Source organism: Azorhizobium sp. AG788 (genome assembly GCF_004364705.1).
Lineage (GTDB): Bacteria > Pseudomonadota > Alphaproteobacteria > Rhizobiales > Xanthobacteraceae > Azorhizobium > Azorhizobium caulinodans.
In genome coordinates this window covers 28,811-48,250 of record NZ_SOBM01000008.1, presented here as the reverse complement: position 1 = coordinate 48,250, position 19,440 = coordinate 28,811, and the positions used below count along the sequence as shown (strand labels likewise).

19 protein-coding genes are annotated in these 19,440 nt (G+C 67.1%); 4 read left to right on the top strand and 15 right to left on the bottom strand.

Features of this window, described 5'->3' with window-relative positions:
* Nucleotides 1–92 precede the first annotated feature (92 nt).
* Entirely contained in the window at nt 93–857 is a 765-nt protein-coding gene (locus tag DFO45_RS20310) for a DeoR/GlpR family DNA-binding transcription regulator (protein WP_133866287.1), read from the top strand.
* Nucleotides 858–867: 10 nt separating this feature from the next.
* On the opposite strand, the gene DFO45_RS20305 is transcribed toward DFO45_RS20310, so the two are convergent.
* The 6 genes from DFO45_RS20305 to DFO45_RS20280 all read right to left on the bottom strand — a co-directional run bounded on the left by DFO45_RS20305 (nt 868) and on the right by DFO45_RS20280 (nt 6,803).
* Nucleotides 868–2,451 carry an ABC transporter substrate-binding protein gene (locus DFO45_RS20305; protein ID WP_133866286.1) on the bottom strand — a complete coding sequence of 528 codons (1,584 nt, stop codon included), beginning with the start codon at nt 2,449–2,451 and terminating at the stop codon, nt 868–870.
* A gap of 70 nt (nt 2,452–2,521) precedes the next feature.
* Entirely contained in the window at nt 2,522–3,403 is an 882-nt protein-coding gene (locus DFO45_RS20300; RefSeq protein ID WP_133866285.1) for a polysaccharide deacetylase, read from the bottom strand.
* Nucleotides 3,390–4,211, bottom strand: coding sequence for an ABC transporter substrate-binding protein (locus tag DFO45_RS20295; RefSeq protein WP_133866284.1), 822 nt, complete (start codon nt 4,209–4,211; stop codon nt 3,390–3,392). Before DFO45_RS20295 ends, DFO45_RS20300 begins: the two co-directional genes overlap by 14 nt.
* Before the next feature lie 13 nt (nt 4,212–4,224).
* Entirely contained in the window at nt 4,225–4,995 is a 771-nt protein-coding gene (locus DFO45_RS20290; protein ID WP_133866283.1) for an amino acid ABC transporter ATP-binding protein, read from the bottom strand.
* Complete coding sequence (locus DFO45_RS20285) at nt 4,992–5,828, bottom strand: amino acid ABC transporter permease (protein WP_133866282.1); 837 nt, start codon at nt 5,826–5,828, stop codon at nt 4,992–4,994. The genes DFO45_RS20290 and DFO45_RS20285 overlap by 4 nt, the downstream gene beginning before the upstream one ends.
* Nucleotides 5,829–5,861: 33 nt before the next feature.
* Entirely contained in the window at nt 5,862–6,803 is a 942-nt protein-coding gene (locus tag DFO45_RS20280; protein ID WP_133866281.1) for an N-carbamoyl-D-amino-acid hydrolase, read from the bottom strand.
* A 128-nt stretch (nt 6,804–6,931) separates the two neighbouring features.
* On the opposite strand from DFO45_RS20280, the gene DFO45_RS20275 reads away from it, so the two are divergent.
* The 3 genes from DFO45_RS20275 (at nt 6,932) to DFO45_RS20265 (ending at nt 9,940) form a co-directional block, all read left to right on the top strand.
* Complete coding sequence (locus DFO45_RS20275) at nt 6,932–7,843, top strand: LysR family transcriptional regulator (protein WP_133866280.1); 912 nt, start codon at nt 6,932–6,934, stop codon at nt 7,841–7,843.
* A gap of 135 nt (nt 7,844–7,978) precedes the next feature.
* Nucleotides 7,979–9,361: an amidohydrolase family protein gene (locus tag DFO45_RS20270; RefSeq protein ID WP_133866279.1), complete on the top strand. Its 1,383-nt coding sequence runs from the start codon at nt 7,979–7,981 to the stop codon at nt 9,359–9,361.
* Between the two features lie 114 nt (nt 9,362–9,475).
* On the top strand, nt 9,476–9,940 hold the full coding sequence (locus DFO45_RS20265) for a YbaK/EbsC family protein (protein ID WP_012171253.1): 465 nt from the start codon (nt 9,476–9,478) through the stop codon (nt 9,938–9,940).
* Between the two features lie 60 nt (nt 9,941–10,000).
* On the opposite strand, the gene DFO45_RS20260 is transcribed toward DFO45_RS20265, so the two are convergent.
* The 9 genes from DFO45_RS20260 to DFO45_RS20220 all read right to left on the bottom strand — a co-directional run bounded on the left by DFO45_RS20260 (nt 10,001) and on the right by DFO45_RS20220 (nt 19,440).
* Nucleotides 10,001–11,554: a hydantoinase/oxoprolinase N-terminal domain-containing protein gene (locus tag DFO45_RS20260; protein WP_133866277.1), complete on the bottom strand. Its 1,554-nt coding sequence runs from the start codon at nt 11,552–11,554 to the stop codon at nt 10,001–10,003.
* Between the two features lie 3 nt (nt 11,555–11,557).
* Nucleotides 11,558–12,679, bottom strand: a complete 1,122-nt coding sequence (locus DFO45_RS20255; protein WP_133866276.1) for a DUF917 domain-containing protein — start codon at nt 12,677–12,679, stop codon at nt 11,558–11,560.
* Nucleotides 12,676–13,350 (bottom strand): AroM family protein, encoded by a 675-nt coding sequence (locus DFO45_RS20250; protein WP_245518199.1) that lies wholly within the window; start codon nt 13,348–13,350, stop codon nt 12,676–12,678. Before DFO45_RS20250 ends, DFO45_RS20255 begins: the two co-directional genes overlap by 4 nt.
* A gap of 6 nt (nt 13,351–13,356) precedes the next feature.
* Complete coding sequence (locus tag DFO45_RS20245) at nt 13,357–14,424, bottom strand: ABC transporter ATP-binding protein (protein WP_133866275.1); 1,068 nt, start codon at nt 14,422–14,424, stop codon at nt 13,357–13,359.
* Nucleotides 14,421–15,482 (bottom strand): ABC transporter substrate-binding protein, encoded by a 1,062-nt coding sequence (locus DFO45_RS20240; RefSeq protein ID WP_012171248.1) that lies wholly within the window; start codon nt 15,480–15,482, stop codon nt 14,421–14,423. The genes DFO45_RS20245 and DFO45_RS20240 overlap by 4 nt, the downstream gene beginning before the upstream one ends.
* Before the next feature lie 32 nt (nt 15,483–15,514).
* Nucleotides 15,515–16,312: an ABC transporter permease gene (locus tag DFO45_RS20235; RefSeq protein ID WP_133866274.1), complete on the bottom strand. Its 798-nt coding sequence runs from the start codon at nt 16,310–16,312 to the stop codon at nt 15,515–15,517.
* Nucleotides 16,313–16,321: 9 nt separating this feature from the next.
* Nucleotides 16,322–17,182 carry an ABC transporter permease gene (locus DFO45_RS20230; RefSeq protein WP_043879382.1) on the bottom strand — a complete coding sequence of 287 codons (861 nt, stop codon included), beginning with the start codon at nt 17,180–17,182 and terminating at the stop codon, nt 16,322–16,324.
* Nucleotides 17,179–17,955: an IclR family transcriptional regulator gene (locus DFO45_RS20225; RefSeq protein ID WP_012171245.1), complete on the bottom strand. Its 777-nt coding sequence runs from the start codon at nt 17,953–17,955 to the stop codon at nt 17,179–17,181. The genes DFO45_RS20230 and DFO45_RS20225 overlap by 4 nt, the downstream gene beginning before the upstream one ends.
* A gap of 231 nt (nt 17,956–18,186) precedes the next feature.
* Nucleotides 18,187–19,440, bottom strand: coding sequence for a cytochrome c (locus tag DFO45_RS20220; protein WP_133866273.1), 1,254 nt, complete (start codon nt 19,438–19,440; stop codon nt 18,187–18,189).

Sequence of the window (19,440 nt, the reverse complement as noted above, 5' to 3'; positions counted from 1 at the left end):
TTCAAGCCATGCATCCGTCGGCCCCGGCCGGCGCCTGCGCGGATCACACGCGGCGCTTGCAATGCTCCGGGCCTCGGAGGCAGTGTGCCGCCATGGACCTTACTGATCGCCAGCAGGAGATTCTCGCCGTCGCCCGGTCTTCCGGTCGCGTCATGGTCGAGGACCTCGCCCTCCGTTTCCAGGTGACGCCGCAGACCATCCGCAAGGACCTGAACGACCTCTGCGACCGGCAGCTTCTGGCCCGGACCCATGGCGGGGCGGTGGTCACCTCCAGCGTCGAGAATGTGGCCTACGAAGCCCGCCGGCTGATCGCAGACGCGGAGAAGCGGGCCATCGGCCGCGCGGCGGCGGCGCTCATTCCTGACAAGTCTTCGCTGTTCATCAATATCGGCACCACCACCGAGGAGGTGGCGAAGTCGCTCGGAGACCGGCGCGACCTGCTCGTCATCACCAACAATCTGCATGTGGCGATGCAGCTCTATCCGAACCCCGACATGCGGGTGATTGTCGCCGGCGGACAGGTCCGCCACAGCGACGGTGCGGTGATCGGCGCCTCCGCCATCGACCTCATCCAGCAGTTCAAGGTGGACCTAGCCATCATCGGCGCCTCGGCCATCGACGAGGATGGAGCGCTGCTGGATTTCGACTATCAGGAGGTGCGCGTCAGCCAGGCCATCATCGCCAATGCCCGGCGCGTAGTGCTGGTCTCCGACCATCTGAAGGTCGGCCGCTCGGCGCCGGTGCGCATCGCCCACCTGAAGCAGGTGGACGTGTTCGTCACCGACAAGATGGTCTCCTCCCGCCTCGCCAAGGTGTGCCGTGAGGCGAATGTGGAAGTGATCGAGGCGGGGGAGTAGGCCCGTCCCCTCAGGCCGGACGCACGTTCCAGAACACCGCCGTGCCGTTCATGATGCCGGTGATGGCGGTGCGATAGGCGGTCGGCTGCTTGTAGAGGCCGACGGGATAATAAGGCACCTCCTCGAAGGCGAGGGCCTGGATATCCCGGCAGATGCGCTGCTGCTCGGCCAGTGTCGGCGCGGAGAGCCACTGGGCACGCAGCGTGCCCATCTTCTCGCTCTTGTACCAGCCCGCCGTGCCGGCATCGCCGCGCAGATTGGTGTTGCCTGCGGGGTTGAGCCAGTCGATGCCCTGCCAGTTGCCGACACCAGCACTCCAGCCGCCCTGATCCACCGGATCCTTCTTGAGCTGGCGCTGGAGGATGGCACCGAACTCCATGGCGGCATATTCGACGTTCATGCCGACCTGTTGCAGCATGTCGAAGGCGACATCTCCAAGCGGCTTCTGGGCGGCGGAATTGGCCGGCACCATCAGCACCACCTTCTCACCATTGTAGCCCGCGGCCTTCAGCGCCGCCTTGACCTTGGCATAGTCCCGCGGGCCGTTGAACGCGTCGAGCCCCACGTCGCTCGCGAAGGGCGTGCCGGGGGCGAAGAAGCCGATGGGCGTCGTCTGATATTGCGGATCATCCCCCGCCACCGCCGTCATGAAGCTGGACTGGTCGATGGCGCCGAACAGGGCGCGGCGGATGGCCGGATTGTCGAAGGGCGGCTGGAGGTGGTTCACCCGCAACATGCAGGCATAGCCGCGCGGATCGAGAATGCGGGTGGAGACGCCCTTCGCCTTTTTGAGGATGGGCAGCAGGTCGTGAGGGGCGGTTTCCTGCCAGTCCTGCTCGCCGGTCTGGAGGGCGGCGGCTCCCGTCGCGGCGTCCGGCATGGTGGTCCAGACCACGCGGTCGTAATGGACGATCTTCGGCCCGGCGGTCCAGTCCGGCGTGCCGCTCTCGCGCGGCTTGTAACGCTCGAAGCGGGCATAGACGTTGCGTGCGCCCTGCACCCGCTCGTCGGCCACGAAGCGGAAGGGGCCGGACCCCACCACCTCGGTCAGCGGCTTGAACGGATCCTGCGTCGCGTGGCGCTCCGGCATCATGAATGGCGCCTGCACCGCCGCCTTGCCGAGGGCGGCGGGCAGCAGGGGGAAGGGGCGCTTGAGGCGGAAGCGGATGGTGCGGTCGTCGGGGGCGGAGAGTTCGTCCGTGGCGGACATCAATTCCGCGCCGAAGCCGTCGCGCTTGGCCCAGCGCTTGATGCTGGCCACGCAGTCGCGCGAGAGCACCTTCTCCCCATCGTGCCACACGAGGCCCTCGCGGAGTGTCAGGTCCCATTGCAGCCCGTCATTGCTGACGAGATGGCCTTCCACCATCTGCGGCGAGGCTTCGAGCGCCGAATTCATGCCGTAGAGCGTGTCATAGACCATGAAGCCATGGTTCCGGGACACCTGCGCGGTGGAATAGATCGGGTCGGTGAAGGTGAGGTCGATCACCGGCACGAAACGCAGCGTGGTCTGCGCCTGCGCCCGCACGATGGAGGGCAGGGACACCAGCGGCGCGGCGGCGGCCGCGCGCAGGAAAGAGCGCCGGGAGAGCAGCATCGGGCAGGGCCTTGTTGGCGGAAGGAGAACGCCCGGCCAGATGGGCCGGGCGGGGAGAGTCGGCGGGCAATCAGGCCGTCGGCTCGTGGGCCTCGAAATGGGCGGTGATCTCGGCACCCGTGGCGGTCCAGATGTCGCCGCGATCGCGCACCCAGGTCAGGAACTCGCGCAGCAGCTTCAGCCGCATGGGCCGTCCGCTCACCTGCGGGTGCAGGACGGTGGTGATGAGCCCGCCCCAGTCGGCGGTTTCCTCAAGCTCGTCCTTCCAGATGGACAGCACGTGCTCGCGCGGGAACAGCGGGCGCGGCGAATAGCGATTGGTGAGGCCGTAGAGCCAGTCATCATAGGTCATGGTGACCGGAAGCTCAACGAGGCCCGGCGTGCCGTCCGCCAGCACGTGGCGGTAGGGCCGCACATCATCGCGCCAGGAGGAGGAATATTTCAGCCCGCGCTCTTTCAGCAGCACGCGGAGTTCCTCGCAGCTTTCGCCATAGGGCGCGCGATAGCCCACCGGCACCACGCCGAGGCGCCGCTTCAGCGTCTCAAGCCCCCGGTCCACTTCCTCCGTGAGCGAGGGGTCGCCTGGCATGGGCATGATGTGATGGAAGCCGTGATGGCCGATCTCGTGCCCCGCCTTCAGGATCGCCTCGCAGGTGGCGGGATGGGCCTCCACGCTCCAGCCGGTGATGAAGAAGGTGGCCTTCATCTCCAGCTGGTCGAACAGTTGCAGCATCTTCGGCACGCCCACGCGCGCCTCGAAGCCGCCGAAGGACATGGTGACCAGTTCCTCATAGCGGGCCGGATCCTTCGAGGTCCAAGCGCTTTCCGCATCCACGTCGGCGGAGAGGAACATGGCGCCACGCTTGCCGTGCGGCCAGGGAATGAGCGGGGCGGCCGGCGCGCGGTTGGCCGGGGCCAGAGGAAGGCGCGCGAAGGCGTCATTGTCCGGCATCGATCGTGACCTCTTGAATGCCGTTTCGGGAAAGCGTCCAGGTGGCGAGCAGCTTGGCGTATGTGCCATCGGCGATCAGCCCGCGCAGGGCGTCCGCGAGGGCATCACGCAGGCCGGTGGCCTCCTTGTTGGTGGCAAGGCCCATGAGCGTCCAGCGGGTGGGCTCTCCCACCAGAGCGTAGGTGTTGGGTTCCTGGGCCATGATATAGGGCAGCGTCTCGTCGCCCTGCATGGCGGCATCGATGCGGCCCTGCCGGAGCTGCGTGCGCGCATCCGCCGAGCCTTCGGTGCCCACCACAACGATCGCCGGCTTGCCGGCGCCGACGCAGGCGGTGTCGGAGAAGTCCTTGATGACGCCGGGCAGCGAGGTGCGGCGGCTCGCGCCCACTTTCTGGCCGCAGAGGGCCTCGCGGTTCGGGAATTCCGACGCGCGGCTCGCCTGCGTGAAGAATTGCGTGCCCGAGCGCAGATAGTCGATGAAGCTCGCGCCATCGCGGCGGGTGGGCAGGTCGCTCATGCCGGAGAGGATAATGTCCACGCGCCCGGTCTTCAGCGCCGGCAGCATGGCCTCGAAGCTCGTCTCCTGCCACTGCATCTTGAGCCCCAGCTTTTCGGCCAGCGCATTGCCGAGCGCGATGTCGAAGCCGTTGAGTTGGCCAGTGGCGGGATCCTTGAATTCCAGCGGCGGATAATTGGGAATGACGGCGACGATGATCGTGCCGCGCGTCTTGATTTCGGTGGGAATTTCCGCTGCGCCGGCGGCGAGGGGAAGAAGCAGGCAGGCGCCGAGCAGAAGGCGTTTCAGCATGATGCGTCTCCGGTTAGCCGAGAACGGCGGATAGGAAAGCCTGTGTGCGGGCTTCGCGGGGCTGGCCGAGCACCTGCTCGGCGCTGCCCGCCTCGACGATGCGGCCCTGATCCATGAACACCACCCGGTCCGCCACCTCGCGGGCGAAGCCCAGTTCGTGGGTGACGACAATCATGGTCATGCCGGAGGCGGCGAGTTCCTTCATGACGGCGAGCACCTCGCCCACCAGTTCGGGATCGAGCGCCGAGGTCGGCTCGTCGAACAGCATCACCTTCGGCTTCATGCAGAGCGCGCGGGCGATGGCGACACGCTGCTGCTGGCCGCCGGAGAGCTGGGCGGGATAGTGGCCCGCCTTGTCCGCAAGGCCCACGCGGGCGAGAAGGTCGCACGCTTCCTGCTCCACCGCCTTGCGCTCGCGCTTCTGCACCTGCACCGGCCCCTCGACGATGTTCTCCAGCGCCGTCATGTGCGGAAAGAGGTTGAAGCGCTGGAACACCATGCCGGTGGCGAGACGCTGGCGGGCAATCGCGGCTTCCGGCAGGCGGTGCAGGCGGCCGTTATGGATGGAGAAGCCGTTTAGCTCGCCATCCACCCAGATGGCGCCGGCGTCCTGCTCCACGAGCTGGTTCACGCAGCGCAGGAGCGTGGTCTTGCCCGAGCCGGAGGCCCCGATGATGCACACAACCTCGCCGGAAGAGACATCCAGCGAGACATGGTGGAGCACCTGAAAGGCGCCGAAATGCTTTTCCAGCCCGACGATGGAGACGATGGGAGCGGTGCTCATCGGCCACCTGCCGTGCCGCGCGCGAACCGGCGCTCCAGCAGCATCTGCAAGGGAGTGAGCAGGGACACAATCGCAAGATACCAGATGGCAGCGACGATCAGCAGCTCGATGACCCGGGAATTGGCGTAATAGATGTTCTGCGCGCTGTGCAGGATTTCCGTGAACTGGATCACGGACGCCAGCGAGGTCAGCTTCACCATGCCGATGAATTCGTTGCCGAGTGGCGGAATGATCACCCGCATGGCCTGCGGCAGCACGACGCGGCGCAGCGCCAGAAGGCGCGTCATGCCGATGGCTTTCGCCGCCTCATACTGGCCAGTGTCCACCGCTAGCAGGCCCGCACGCACCACCTCCGACGTATAGGCGCCCTGATTGATGCCGAGGCCGAGGAGGGCGGCCACCACCGGCGTCATCACGTCCACCGTGCGCACCGTCCACACGCCGCTGAGGCCGAGCCGGGGGAAGATGAGCGCGAGGTTGAACCACAGCAGCAGCTGGAGGATGACCGGCGTGCCCCGGAACAGCCAGACATAGCCCATGGCGACGCCGCGCAGCACCGGATTGGGCGACATGCGCATGATGGCAGTGATGACGCCGAGCAGGATGCCCACCGCCATGGCCGCGAACGTCATGACGACGGTGTTGAGCAGGCCCGTGAGAATGACCGGCGCTGTGAGGAAGGTGCCGACAAACTGCCATTCGATCATGCCCACCGCGAAAGCGCGGGCGAGGGCCGCCAGCAGCAGCAAGATGACCGCAACCGCGATCCATCGCCCCCAGTGGCGCTGCGGGGCGATGCTGTAGCCCGAGATGTCGGGCAATGGCGCGGTCATCGCTGCACTCCGGTCACTCCTTGCCCTGAATGATCATGCGGGAAGAACAGCGCCGACCTGCTCCACCAGCCGCCGGTAATGCTCGGGGCGGCGATGGGCGGCGAAATTGAACATCTTCTCCTTGCCCTGCCGGCAGGCATCGAGATCGCAATCCGCCACCAGAACCTCGTCCTCAAGCGTCTTGGCCTGCGCCACCAGCACGCCATTGGGGTCGACGATGCAGGAGCCGCCGATGAGGGCCGAGCCGTCCTCGTCGCCTGCCTTGGCGACGCTGACCGCCCAGGTGGCGTTCATATAGGCATTGGCCTGCGCCACCAGCGTGGAGTGGAAGGTGCGCAGCGCGGCATCCTCGGTGTTGCCGCCGTTGGGGTCATAGGCGGCGGAATTGTAGCCCATGAGCATCAGTTCAACGCCTTGCAACCCATAGGCGCGCCACGCCTCGGGCCAGCGGCGGTCGTTGCACACGAGCATTCCCAGAACGGGAGACTGCCATGCCTGCGGCCCGCGGAAGGCCGGAAAGCCGAGGTCGCCATATTCGAAATAGCGCTTCTCAAGCTGCTGGAACCGGTCACCGGGGCGCGGCTCGACGGAGCCCGGCAGATGCACCTTGCGATACTTGCCGAGGATGGTGCCGTCCGGCCCAACCGTGATGGAGCTGTTGAAGCGCTGACCAGCGGGGGTCAGTTCCGCATAACCCACATAGAAGCCGACACCGAGCGCCCGCGCCCGGTCGAACAGGGGCTGCACGCCGGGATTGGGCATGGCGGTTTCGAAGCTTGCCAGCAGTTCGGCGTCGTCCAGCAGCCAGCGCGGGAAGAAGGTGGTGAAGGCCAGCTCGGGAAACACCACAAGCTGCGCGCCATCGGCGGCGGCCACCTCCAGAAGGCGGATCATGCGGTCGAGTGTCACCGCACGCGGCTCCGTCCGGGAGGTGGGGCCCATCTGGGCGGCGGCGAGGCGGAGAACGCGGGTCATGGGCAGGCTGGCTTTCGAGAAGTGATCGAATTTTCGTCACTTCAGAGCCTCGCACACTCTTTGCGCATTTCAACGTTCTTGATTATAAAAACGCAGCCTTCGCCATTTGCATTCCGAATAGGTGCGCGATGAACCTGCGCCAGCTGGAGATCTTTCGCGCCGTTATGCGGTGCCAGACCACCATGGGCGCGGCGACCGCGCTGTCCATGTCCCAGCCGGCGGTGAGCAACGCGCTCAAGCAGATGGAGAGCCAGATTGGCTTCCTGCTGTTCGACCGCATCAATAACCGCCTCTTCCCCACCGATGCGGCGCGGATGATCTATGAGGATTCCGAGCCCCTGTTCGCCATGCACGCCGCCCTTGAAACGCGCGTGCGCGACCTGCGGGACGACAAGGTGGCGCGCCTGCGCATCCTGTCCACGCCGCCGCTCGGCCATGGGGTGATTGCGCAGACGCTGGTGCGCTTTGCCGCCGCCAACCCCAAGGTGCGCGTGGGCTTCGATGTGCGCCATCTGGACGAGGTGATCGAGGGGGTGGAAACGGGCGCGGCCGACCTCGGCTTCGGCCTCGCGCTGGGCGACACGCCAGCCCTGAAGGTGCAGGCGTTGCATGAGGGGGCGATGGTCTGCGTGTGCCGGGAGGACCATCCGCTGGCGCGGGAAGAGGTGGTGACGCCGGATCTCCTGAGGGGCCGCAGCTTCGTGGGGCTGGAGGGCGAAACGCGCATGGGCCAGTCCGTCCGCACGGCGTTCGAGGCGTCTGGCGTGCCTTATGAGGCGAGCGTGATGGTGCGCTATTGCGGCACCGCCTGCGTGCTCGCGGCGGCGGGACTCGGGGCTGCGGTGGTGGATGCCTTCTCCCCGGCGTCATCTGGGCAGGCAGGGCTCGTAGTGCTGCCTTTCGCGCCCCGCGTGCCTTGCGTCGCCTCCGCCTTCTGGTCGGGCCTGCGGCGTCCACCGGTGGCGGCCGGGCGCTTTCTCGATGCGCTGCGGGTCACGCTGTCCGTGACGGTGCCCCATCTGGTGGGCCAGGGTGGCTGAGCTCTATTCGCAACGGGAATACAGGGGACGGCAATTTCATAGCGGTGAGGATTGAACACGCCGCGCATCCGCGCGCGCATCTTCCATAATCGAGGCATGACGCGGCCACGGGCCGCCGGCAGAGAGGATGCCCCCATGTTCGCCCCCACCACCACCGCCGTCTTCGGCTCCTATGTGCTGGCGCAGGGAGTAGACGGGCCTGAGGTGCTGCGTGATCACTGGGTGCTCACCGAGGGGCGCCGCATCGCCGCCATTACGCCCACCCGGCCCGAAGGCGCGGATGTGGTACTCGACGCACCCGGCCGTTTCGTGCTGCCGGGCCTCATGAACCTGCACAATCACTGCTTCAGCGAGATGGTGGCGCGTACCCACACGGAGGACGGTGCGGGGCGCAAGAACAACCAGTCCGTGGTCTATACGGTGCTCCTGCCCCTCACGCGGACCGGGCTCGACATTCTCTCCCCCGACGAGCGCATGGCCATCGCCCGCCTCGGCATCCTCCAGATCCTGAAGGGCGGTGCGACCACCGTCATGGAGCCGTTCCGGAACGGCCTGCCGGAGATGTTCGAGGCGGCCGAAGAGATGGGCCTGCGCTTCTACGGCGCGCCCTATCTCTTCTCCACCGCCGATGCCCGCGCCGATGCGGATGGCACCGTGCGCTACAAGGGCAGCGACGGCGAAGCCGACCTTGCCGCCTGGAACGCGCTCTACCAGCGCTGGGATGGCGCGGACGAAGGTCGCATCCGCCTCGCCATGAGCCCCCACGCCACGGATACCTGCGACCCGGACCTGCTGCGGGCGGCGGCGGCGCGGGCGCGGGAGCTGAATGTGCCCATCACCACCCACCTCGCCCAGAGCGAGCGGGAGGTCGCGACCATCCGCGAGCGCCACGGCCGCTCGCCGGCGGAATATCTGGACTGGCTCGGCCTTCTCGCGCCGGATCTCCTGGCAGCCCACTGCATCGCCAGCACGGACGATGACCTGCGCCTGATGGCGGCGCGGGGCATGACCGTGCTCAACTGCCCCCGCGTCTTCGCCCGCGCCGGCATGGTGGCCAATTTCGGCCGCTTCCGCAGCTTCGGCATCCGCACGCTGGTGGGCACGGACGGTTATAACCTCGACCTTCTGGGAGAATTGAGCGCGGCGGCCCTCATCTCCAAGACGCAGGCGGGTTCCGCCACCATCGCCTCGGCGCCGGAGTTGATCGCCGCCGTCACCAGCGAGGCGGCAGCGGCCATCTCGCGGCCGGACCTTGGCGCGCTCCGGCCCGGCGCGACGGCAGACCTCACCGTGATCGACCTCACCCATCCCCACCTCCAGCCGCTGTTCGATCCCCGCCGGGCGCTGGTGTGGCTCGCCAATCGCGCGAATGTGGATGCGGTGATCGTGGACGGGCGCGTGCTCGTTTCGGGCGGGCGTTATGTCCATGCCGATGAGGCGGCGATCGTTGCCGCCGGCACCGCCGCCATCCAGCGCATCTGGGATCTGCCGGAAGCCCGCGCCGCGTTCGCGAGCTGACCGCGCTGACGCCGCGTCGGCGCAGGGTGGACGGGCGCGGCATTTCGTGCTTTCGAGCCTCCGCCGCCTTGGCGCTGGCAGATGTGCCGCGCGGCGGGACAGGAGACAGGTTCAGTGGAAGCCGTTGACCGCGTGCGCGAGGCCCTGAAGGCCGCCGATCATCCCGACAGCATCGCCGCCTTCGAGAGCGGCACGCGCAGCGCGGCGGACGCTGCCGCCTCCGTCGGCTGTGACGTGGCGCAGATCGCGAAATCCATCATCTTCCGCGCCGGGGATGAGCCTGTGCTGGTGGTGGCCTCGGGCAGCAACCGCATCGACCGCAAGAAGGTGGCGGCGGTGACGGGCCTTGCGGTGAAGCCCGCCGATCCGGCCTGGGTGCAGGAAAAGACCGGCTTTGCGGTGGGTGGTGTCGCGCCCGTGGGCCATGCCTGCGGCGTGACCACCCTGATCGACGCCGATCTGATGGCGCTCGATCCCGTCTGGGCTGCTGCCGGCTCGCCCATGCACGTGTTCCGCACCACGCCGCAGGAACTGGTGCGCCTCACCGGCGGCGCCGTCGCGGACGTGCGGCAGGACTGACGAGCGGATGAAGTGGAGAAGCCGGCAGTTCACCCGCTGCCGGCGTCTCCATTTTTGGGCTCAGGCCGCGTCGCGCACCTCCGGCGTTGCGATGCCGCCGGCCACCCGCGCCCGCACGCGCAGGGCATTGCCGGGCAGATAGGCGATGGGCATGTCTTCCACTTCCACCGTCTTGAGGCTGTCCCGATCCGCGCCCGCCGCTACCGCCCGGTCGCGGGCGATGGTGAGGGCCGCTTCGATGGCCGCATCGCGGGAGAGATCGCGGAACACCTGATCGGTCTCCCCGCTCACCTGCGCGATGGCCGCGCCCACCGCATTGGCGCAATCGCCATGGGGCACGCGCACGATCTGCGAGCAGCCGGTGAGCTTCTCGGGTACGAGGAAGGCCCCGCCGCCGACCGCCAGAAGCGGCACTTCACCCGCCTCGGTCTTCATGCGGTCCACATTGTCCTCAAGCTGCTGGCGCGCATTCTCCAGCGCCGCTTTGATGAGGCCGGCGGAGAGATGCTGCACGCGGGCGCGGTCGCCGATGTCCAGAAGCCCGGCGGCCACCGCAATGTCCGTGGCGGTGAGCTGGGTGCCGCCGAAGACCAGGGCGTCCTGCGTCAGCCGGTAGCCCACCGAGAGCGGGCCGATGCGGCCCGTGTCCGGGTCCACATGGCTGCCGCCGCCTAGCCCGATGGAGAGCAGGTCCGGCATCCGGAACAGGGTGCGCACGCCGCCCACCTCCACCACCGAATTCGCCTCGCGGGGGAAGCCATGGCGCAACTGGCCGATGTCCGATGTGGTGCCGCCCACATCCACCACCATGGCGTCCTCAAGGCCGGACAGATGGGCCGCGCCGCGCATGGAGTTGGTCGCTCCAGAGGCAAAGCTCATGACCGGGAACTGGGTCGCCACCTCTGCCTGCATGACCGTGCCGTCATTCTGGGTGAGGTAGAGCGGGGCATCGATGCCGCTGTCCGCGATGGCCTTCCGGAAGGCCGAGACAGTGGTGGCAGCGAGATCGCGCAGCGCGGCATTGAGCAGCGCCGCATTCTCCCGCTCCAGAAGGCCGATGCGGCCGAGGTCGTGGGAGAGGGTGACGGCGATGTCCGGGCATTCCTCCAGCAGAATGTCCCGCGCCTGTTCCTCGCCGCTGGGATCGAGCGGGGAGAAGATGGCCGAGATGGCGACCGAGCGGATGCCGTGGTCCCGGATGCGCCTGGCTGCCGCGCGCACGCCGGCCGTGTCCAGCGGCATGAAGGGGCGGCCGTCATAGTCATGCCCGCCTTCGAGCATGAAGACCTCGCCATTCACCAGCGCGCCGAGATCCGACGGCCAGTCGCAGAAGGGCGGGAGCGCGGCGCTCGCCGGCATTCCGAGGCGGATGGCGGCCACCTTCTGGAGGTGGCGGCGCTGCACCACCGCATTGATGAAATGGGTGGTGCCGATGACCACCGCATCCACCTTGCCGCCCGTCGCCGGATGCTGGCGCAGCGCCGCGAGGGCGTCGAGAATGCCCGTGGTCACGTCCGCCGTGGTGGCGCGCTTCACGGAATGGATGACGGTGGTGCCGTCGATGAGCACGGCATCCGTATTGGTGCCGCCGACGTCGATGCCGATGCGCCGCATGGGTCAGGCTCCCCGTCCTTCGGACGGCTGGAAGAGGGAATGGAAATCGAGGTCGTAGCCGAAGGCGCGCGGGCCCACATGCTCCAGACCCTTGGGCGTCGTCAGCACGGCGGGGGCGGGCAAAGCGATGATGCTCACCCGCTGGCCATAGCGCACCGTCTCGGTGCCGACGCCATTGCCGGTCACGCTGTCGAGGACGCAGATGAGGTCCGGCGAAGTGGCGATGGCCTTGCCGTCGCGCCAGGCGACGATCCACTCGTTCTGGAAGGAGAGTTCAAGGCGGCTGCCGCGATCCTCCTCCAGCCCCTCCACGACGGCGCTGCCGCGCAGAAAGCCTTCCGTGGTGCGCCGGGCCACATCCACCACCTTGCCGGTGAAGAGTTTCAGCCCGCCCTCGGAGGCGAGGATGGCGGCTACCGGGTCTTCATGGCGGCGGTTCGCCTCCATCACCACATGGCCGATGCGGATAGCGGCGGTGGTGGTGAAGTGGATGCCCCAGTCCTTCACCTCGCGGCCCGTGCGCGGGGCTTTTGAGGTGGAGGCAATGGAGCCCATCTCGACGCAGATCTTGCGGCTCGCCCGCTCCATCCACTTCCAGCTCGGCACCTTGGTGACCACGGCCTCAATGCCGCGCGGATCATAGAGCGTGCAGGGATAGGGCTTGAGGCCGCCGATGGCCACCGAGGTCATCTGTGCTTCGGGGAAGGCGCGGCCCATGCAGTCCGCATCCACCACCGGAATGCCCAGCTCGGCCGCCGCCATGAGGGCCTGCACGCCGTTGCCGCCGCCGATCTCCACCGACATCACGGCGCGGAACTTGATGCCGTTGATCTCTTCCTGCATCCGCACCGCGCGGGCGGTGTTGCGGCTGTCGGCGAGGCGCTCCTGTCCCACCAGCGGCGCGCCCATGTTGGAGACGACCGCCACCCATTCATCGTCGGCCAGATCGAGCGGCGACATGAGCTGGACGCGGCGCCCCTCCGCGTAGAGGCGGCGCATGTTGAGGAGGCCGAGATAGGGGCTGCCGCCGCCCCCGGTGCCCAGCACCCAGGCGCCGATGGCCAGGGCCTCGATCTCGTCCGCGGTGATCTCGCGCAAGGCAGGCGCACGCACTTGGGCGCTCATGACAGAAGTTCCTCGACGATGCGGGCCGCGGTGGCGATGCCGAGCACGACCGGCCCCTTGTAGGTGTGGCGGACGCGGGCCTTGTTGGCGCTGGAATAGCTCATGCAATCCATCACCACGAGGTCCGGCTGGAGCGCAGCCATTTCGGCGGCGGCGGCATCCACGGCCGCCTCGTCCGAGCCCGGCTGGAGCGTGACGCCGACCACCTCGACGCCATCGCGCTCCCACTTCTTGTGAATCAGCGCGCTCTGCTCGGCGAGCGGCGAGAAGACGCCGAGCCGCCCCTTGGGCAGCACCGCTTCCACGAGCTTGTGCAGCACGGCGGAGGGGAAGATGACCTTGCCGTCTTCCGGCAGGTTGGGGAACTTGCCGGTGCAGGCCATGAGCGTGACCGCGACGCCTTCTTCCGCGAAACGGGCGATCTGGTGGGCGGCGCGTGCCTCCACCTCCTTCTTGCTGATCTTCACGGCATCGCCGGAGGGCAGCAGGGTGAAGAGGGAGTCGGCCCCGTCCTTGGGCGGAATGGCGTCGATCTCGGCGCGCGTCATGCCATCGAGGGCGCCTCGCAGGTCGATCTCGAAATGGGGAGAGACCACGGCGGCGATCTCCGCCGCGATGGTCGGGCGGGGGCTCTGGCCGATCACGACCACGCCCATGCGCGTCTTTTCCATGGTGGATCAGTCCTTCAGGATCACGAGGTCGCCCGGCGTCCAAGACAGGGAGACGGCGGTGCCGGCGGCGAGCGGCGCGCCGCTGCCGTCATTGGGGCTCTGGGCCAGCAGATGGCGATTGCCGGCGAGGGCGACGCGATAGAGCACATGCCCGCCCTGGAAATTGGCGCTCTCGATGGTGCCCCTCGCGATGCCGGGAGCGTCGCCGGGGGCCAGCCGCACCTTCTCCGGCCGCAGGCCGACGGAGATGAGGCCGGCGAGGCCTGGCGTCTCGGGCAGCGGGATCACGAAGCCGTCGCCGACCTTCAGCGCCGGGCCGCCATCGGTGGTGGCGGCAAGCTCGCCCTTGAACAGATTGGTCTCGCCGATGAAGTCTGCGACGAAGCGGGTGGCCGGGCGATCATAGATCTCCACCGGCGTGCCCACCTGCTCGATCTTGCCGCGCGAGAGCACTGCGATGCGATCGGACATGGCGAGCGCTTCCTCCTGATCGTGGGTCACGAACACGAGGGTCACACCCAGCTTCTTCTGCAACTGCTTCAGCTCGAACTGCATGGACTGGCGCAGCTTCTTGTCGAGCGCGCCGAGCGGCTCGTCGCACAGCAGCACGCGTGGCTCGATGACGATGGCCCGCGCCAGCGCCACGCGCTGCTGCTGGCCGCCGGAGAGCTGGCCCGGCATGCGGTCCTCGAAGCCGGTGAGGGCCACCATGGCGAGCGCCTCGTCCACCTTCTTCGCGATGGTGGCGCGGGCCAGCCCGCGCATCCTGAGGCCGAAGGCGACGTTCTCCCGCACCGTGCGGTGGGGGAAGAGTGCGTAGTTCTGGAACACCATGCCCATGTCGCGCTTGTGCGCGGGCACGCGGGTGATGTCCACGCCCCCGACGCGGATGATGCCTTCGCTCGGCATCTCGAAGCCGGCAATCATCCGCAGCGTCGTGGTCTTGCCGCAGCCAGAGGGCCCGAGCAGGGAGAAGAACTCCCCCGGCTCGATGGTCATGTCGATGGCATCGACGGCGCGGGTGGCGCCGTCATAGCTCTTGGACACGCCGGCGATTTCGATCCGTGCGCTCATGCGCGGAAGATCCGGTTCACGCGGCTGTCGATGGCGTCCTTGTGGGCGTTGTACCACTTCCAGTCCACCTGGATGAGGCTCGCCACCTTCTCCGGGGTGGTGAGCAGGCGGGAGGCATAGGGCTCGTCCAGCTTCACCATCTTGTTGGAGGGCGAATACCACACCGCCTGCGCCAGCTTCTTCTGCACGTCCGGCGAGAGCATGTAGTTGACGTAGGCGTTGGCGAGTTCCTTCACCTTGCTGCCGGGGGTGATGGTGAGCACCTGCTCCAGCGCCAGAACACCTTCCTTCGGCGCCACGAAAGCGGTCGGCGGCTTGTCGTCATAATAGCGGTTGATGCCGCTGTCGTGGATGATGCACATGCCGACTTCGCCGGAGAGGAGCATCTTCTCCATCGCGCCGGTGAAGTCCACGAGCTTGATCGGCTTCACCTTTTCCAGCGCCGCATAGGCGGCGTCGAGATCGGTCGGTCCCTTGCCGTAGAGCATGCCGCACATGGGCACGAAGGCTTGGCCGAGGCTGTTCACCGGGATCACATAGCCGCCACGCACACCGTTGTAGCGCTCGTCCCAGAGGTCCTTCCAGGAGGTCGGCGTCGGATAGCCCTTGTCCGTGCGCATGCCGAGGCCGATGGCGCTGGTGAAGATGGAGACGCCGACGATCTTGTCGCTGATGGCAAACGGATAGACGTCGGCAAGGTTGGGCACGAGCTTGGGGTCGATCTTGGGCTCGACGAGCCCCATCTCCACCGCCGCCCACTGTTCGTTGGAATTGGTGTGCAGCACGTCATAGATGGGCGCCGAGCGCGGGCTCGCCTGCAGCTTCGGCAGGAAGGGCAAGGCGGTGTCCGTGACCACCTTGCACTTGAACTCCTTTTCGAAGGCGGGAACCACGTCCGCCGACATGACTTGCCCCCACTTGCCGCCCCAGCCCGTGATGCGCAGCGTCGCTGCCTCCTGGGCGCGCGAGACATGCGGGGCGGCGATGGCGCCCGCCCCGAGGGCGGCGCCGGCGGCGAGGAACTGACGGCGGCTGAGGGACGTCCTGTGCTCGGTCATGGCTGGGTTTCCCGTCTGGAAGGTGTTTGTTTTCAGAGCTTGACGTAGGAGCGGAGACCCACCGTGCGGTCGAGGCCGATGACGACCAGCGCGGCGAGGAGGATGGAGACCACGGACGCGGCACCAATCGTGCCGTCGAGGTCGTATTTCAGATAGTTGAACAGCGTGATGGGCAGCGTCTCCTGCCCCGGCGTGACGAGGAACAGCGACACCGGAAACTGGTCGAAGGAGACGATGAAGGCGAAGATGCCGCCGGCGATGACGCCGGGCTTGATGAGCGGCAATGTCACCTCGAAGAATGTGCGTTGCGGGCTGGCGCCGAGATTGCGTGCCGCCTCTTCCAGCCGCAGGTCGAAATTGTGCAGCACGGCCAAAGTGGTGCGCACCACATAAGGCACCGTGACGAGGCAGTGGCCCACCACCAGCCCCCAGAGCGGGCGGCCGACATCCATCAGCACATAGGTCTGGAACAGGGCAAGGCCGGTGAGGATCGCCGGCAGCATGAGCGGCGAGAGCATGATGGCGGTGATGAAACGCGAGCCAGGCACATTGCCCCGCGCAATGCCGAGCGCCGCGCTGGCACCGAGAACGGTCGCGGCGACCGTGGTGAGCGCCGCCACCTCAAGGCTCAGCGCGAGCGCCGACATGAACTGGCTGGATGCGAAGAACTTGTCGAACCACTTCAGCGAGATGCCGACCGGTGGAAACTCGATATAGGGCGTGGGGTTGAGCGCGAAGACGAAGATGATGGCGATGGGCAGCAGCAGGAAGGCCAGCACCGCCCAGTTGGCTGCGAGATAGAGGAAGCGGCCGAGTTTCAGGGAGAGCATGGCCGGGCCTCACGCAAGGTCCCGCTGGCCGCTGACGGCCGCGAGAATGTGGTTGTAGGCGAACACGAGGATCAGCGAGAGGGTGAGCAGCACCATGCCGAGCGCCGCTGCGAAGCCGATGTTGAAGTTCGCGGAAATCTGCTGATAGATCAGGATCGGCAGCGTCATGATCTGGAAGCCGCCCATCAGGATCGGCGTCACATAGGCGCTGATGGCCAGCGCAAAGACCAGCAGCGAGCCGGCGAGGATGCCAGGCACGCTGAGCGGCAGCGTCACCTCGATGAAGGCGCGGATGGGGCTTGCCCCGAGGTTCTGCGCCGCCTGCTCCAGCCGCTCGTCGATGCGGCCGATGACGCCGGTGAGCGTCAGGATCATGAAGGGCAGATAGATATGCACGAGGCCGAGCACGATGCCAAACTCGTTATACATCAACTGCATGGGCGCGAAGCCGAGGGCCTGAAGAATCTGGTTCACGACGCCCTTGTCGGAGAGCAGCGCCATCCAGGCGAAGGTGCGCACCACGATGCCGGTGAGCATGGGCATCAGCACCGCCATGAGCAGCAGGGCGTGCAAGGAGCGGCTCTTGATGCGCGCCATCAGGTGGGCGAGGGGATAGCCGAGGATGAGCGTCGCTGCGGTGGTGTAGAGGCCGATGCGAACGGTGGTCCACATCACTTCGAAATAATACGGATCGTCGAGAATGCGCTCGTAATGGCGGGTGGTGGCGGTGACATTTGGCATCACCACCGGATTGCCGGTGAGAAAGCTCATCACCGCCATGAGACCGATGGGCAGGAAGAAGAACAGGGCGAAGAACAGCGCGCTCGGCAGCAGCGCAAGGCCCATCACATTGGCGCCCGTGCGGTTCATCGCGCCTGTTCTCCCGTCTCAAGGCCCCACACCGCATCGCCAATGGCCCGCCCGACGCTGCGGGCCATGGCCTCCATCTCCCGCGCCACATGGGCGCGCTCGTCAGGCGGGGTGGCCTGACTGGCGTAGGAGATGGCGATGCCGATCATTTCGCTGGTCTCCCGGCTGCACAGGGCAAAGCCCTGTGACGCAACGCCCTCGATGGCCTCGTTGTCGGACATGGACCGTCCCGTGCGGCGGATCTCGGCGATGCGCTGGAACAGTTCGTCGGGCGATTGCGGGCAGTTGCGCGGCAGCTTGGGAAAGGGTTTCGGCAGGCGGGCGAGGATTTCCGCGTCCGACAGGCGGGCCAGCATGGCGCGGCCATTGGAAGTGGCGAGCGCCGAGCCGCGCTGGCCGGCAGGGCTCACCACACGTAGCGGATTCGAGCCGGGCACCATGCGCAGCACCAGCTGATCGCAGCCGTCCAGCACCGCGATATAGCCGGTATGGCCTGTGCGGGCACACACGTCCTTGAGGGCGGTTTCGGTGCGGCTGATCAGATCGTCATGGGCGCGATAGAGGCGGCCCAGTTCGAAGGCCAGGAGGCCGGGACGGAAGCGCCGGGTCACCTCGTCCTGCTCCAGCAGGCGAGCCTCGCGCAGTGCGCTGAGCATGCGCGAGGTCGAGCTCTTGGGCATGCCGGTGGCCGTCATGATCTCCGCGAAGCTCAGCTCGGGGCGCGCTTCGGAGAAGCAACGGAGAATGACGACTGCAGTGTCGAGGGCGCCCATGTCCATGTCTCGTTGGTTCCAAAATACGGAACCATGTTCCAATTTTGCGAGCTATGGACTTCCCCTGTCAATCGCTATTGCTCAGTTGCTGCTCATATCAGCAGATGCCCAAGAGTTGAGCTTGGCCGAACGGTAAAAACGGATCTGCCGGTGCGTTACGCCAGCACGCAAAAGAAAACCGCAGGCGCCCGGGAGCGCCTGCGGTTGCAAAAGGTGGATCGGTCGGGCCGCTCAGGGCGTTGCGGCCGTGTCCGTCAGGCGCACGCGGATGCGCTTCACATCCTCGGCGGAAACCGGCGCGGCCGCATTGCCCCAAGCGTTGCGGATGTAAGTGATGACCGCCGCCGTCTGGACGTCGTTGAGCTTCCAGTTGAAGGGCGGCATGCCGGGACCGGTGGGCGCTGTTTTGGTGGCGGTGGCGCGGGTGCCCTGGTCGATGATGCGCACCAGCGTCTGCACCTCGTCCGCCTGCACCACGGCGCTGTCCTTGAGCGCCGGGAAAAGGCGGGCGATGCCGGCGCCCGTCGAGACGTGGCAGGCCGAGCAGTTGTCCTGATAGACTGCAAGGCCCGCCTTCATCACCGGGTCTTCCGCCGGCAGCGGCTTGGGTGCGGGGGCGGCGGGAGCGGAGGGGCGATCCTTCAGATAGGTCGCCATCGCCTTCAGGTCGGCGTCGGTCATGTGCTGGGTGGAGTAATAGACCACTTCCGCCATCGGGCCGGAGGCGGCGGACTTGGCGTTCCGTCCGGTCTTCAGATACTGGACGATGTCCTCGACGCTCCAGGCGCCAAGGCCGGTGCGCAGGTCGGAGCCGAGGTTCGGTGCGTACCATTCATCCAGCACGCCGCCGGCGAGCACCTTGTCGGTCTTGTCGCCGCCCAGCTGGTTCTTGGGCGTGTGGCAGGCGCCGCAATGCCCGAGGCCCTCCACGAGATAGGCGCCGCGATTCCATTCCTCGGACTTCGCCGCGTCCGGCTTGAACTCGCCCGGCGTGAAGAACAGCATGTTCCAGCCTAGGAGCGCCGTGCGCACGTTGAGCGGGAAGGGCAGACCGTTCGGTGGCGCTTCGTTCCGCACCGGGTCCAGCGTGTCCAGATAGGCCTTGATGGCCACCAGATCATCCCGCCTGACCTTGGTGTAATAAGGATAGGGCAGGGCGGGATAGAGCAGTTCGCCATTCTGGCCGACGCCGTGCTGCATGGCGGCGACGAACTGGTCGTTGCTCCAGGTGCCGAGGCCGGTGTCGCGGTCCGGCGTGATGTTGGGCGTATAGATGACGCCGAAGGGCGTCATGATCCCACGGCCGCCGGCGAAGGGCTTGCCGCCCGGTGCCGTGTGGCAGGAGATGCAGTCGCCCGCGGTCGCCAGATAGCGGCCACGTTCGATGGTGACGAAGTCCTGCCCGTCGGCGTGGGCAAGAAGCGGGGTTCCGGCCACGGCAAGGCCGAAGGCACAGGCGAGAAGGCGGCTGAGGACGCTGGACAT

Coding starts and splice junctions, on each gene's coding strand:
- DFO45_RS20310 (WP_133866287.1), top strand. CDS start 93: ATGGACCTTACTGATCGCCAGCAGGAGATTCTCGCCGTCGCCCGGTCT.
- DFO45_RS20305 (WP_133866286.1), bottom strand. CDS start 2,451: ATGCTGCTCTCCCGGCGCTCTTTCCTGCGCGCGGCCGCCGCCGCGCCG.
- DFO45_RS20300 (WP_133866285.1), bottom strand. CDS start 3,403: ATGCCGGACAATGACGCCTTCGCGCGCCTTCCTCTGGCCCCGGCCAAC.
- DFO45_RS20295 (WP_133866284.1), bottom strand. CDS start 4,211: ATGCTGAAACGCCTTCTGCTCGGCGCCTGCCTGCTTCTTCCCCTCGCC.
- DFO45_RS20290 (WP_133866283.1), bottom strand. CDS start 4,995: ATGAGCACCGCTCCCATCGTCTCCATCGTCGGGCTGGAAAAGCATTTC.
- DFO45_RS20285 (WP_133866282.1), bottom strand. CDS start 5,828: ATGACCGCGCCATTGCCCGACATCTCGGGCTACAGCATCGCCCCGCAG.
- DFO45_RS20280 (WP_133866281.1), bottom strand. CDS start 6,803: ATGACCCGCGTTCTCCGCCTCGCCGCCGCCCAGATGGGCCCCACCTCC.
- DFO45_RS20275 (WP_133866280.1), top strand. CDS start 6,932: ATGAACCTGCGCCAGCTGGAGATCTTTCGCGCCGTTATGCGGTGCCAG.
- DFO45_RS20270 (WP_133866279.1), top strand. CDS start 7,979: ATGTTCGCCCCCACCACCACCGCCGTCTTCGGCTCCTATGTGCTGGCG.
- DFO45_RS20260 (WP_133866277.1), bottom strand. CDS start 11,554: ATGCGGCGCATCGGCATCGACGTCGGCGGCACCAATACGGATGCCGTG.
- DFO45_RS20255 (WP_133866276.1), bottom strand. CDS start 12,679: ATGAGCGCCCAAGTGCGTGCGCCTGCCTTGCGCGAGATCACCGCGGAC.
- DFO45_RS20250 (WP_245518199.1), bottom strand. CDS start 13,350: ATGGAAAAGACGCGCATGGGCGTGGTCGTGATCGGCCAGAGCCCCCGC.
- DFO45_RS20245 (WP_133866275.1), bottom strand. CDS start 14,424: ATGAGCGCACGGATCGAAATCGCCGGCGTGTCCAAGAGCTATGACGGC.
- DFO45_RS20240 (WP_012171248.1), bottom strand. CDS start 15,482: ATGACCGAGCACAGGACGTCCCTCAGCCGCCGTCAGTTCCTCGCCGCC.
- DFO45_RS20235 (WP_133866274.1), bottom strand. CDS start 16,312: ATGCTCTCCCTGAAACTCGGCCGCTTCCTCTATCTCGCAGCCAACTGG.
- DFO45_RS20230 (WP_043879382.1), bottom strand. CDS start 17,182: ATGAACCGCACGGGCGCCAATGTGATGGGCCTTGCGCTGCTGCCGAGC.
- DFO45_RS20225 (WP_012171245.1), bottom strand. CDS start 17,955: ATGGGCGCCCTCGACACTGCAGTCGTCATTCTCCGTTGCTTCTCCGAA.
- DFO45_RS20220 (WP_133866273.1), bottom strand. CDS start 19,440: ATGTCCAGCGTCCTCAGCCGCCTTCTCGCCTGTGCCTTCGGCCTTGCC.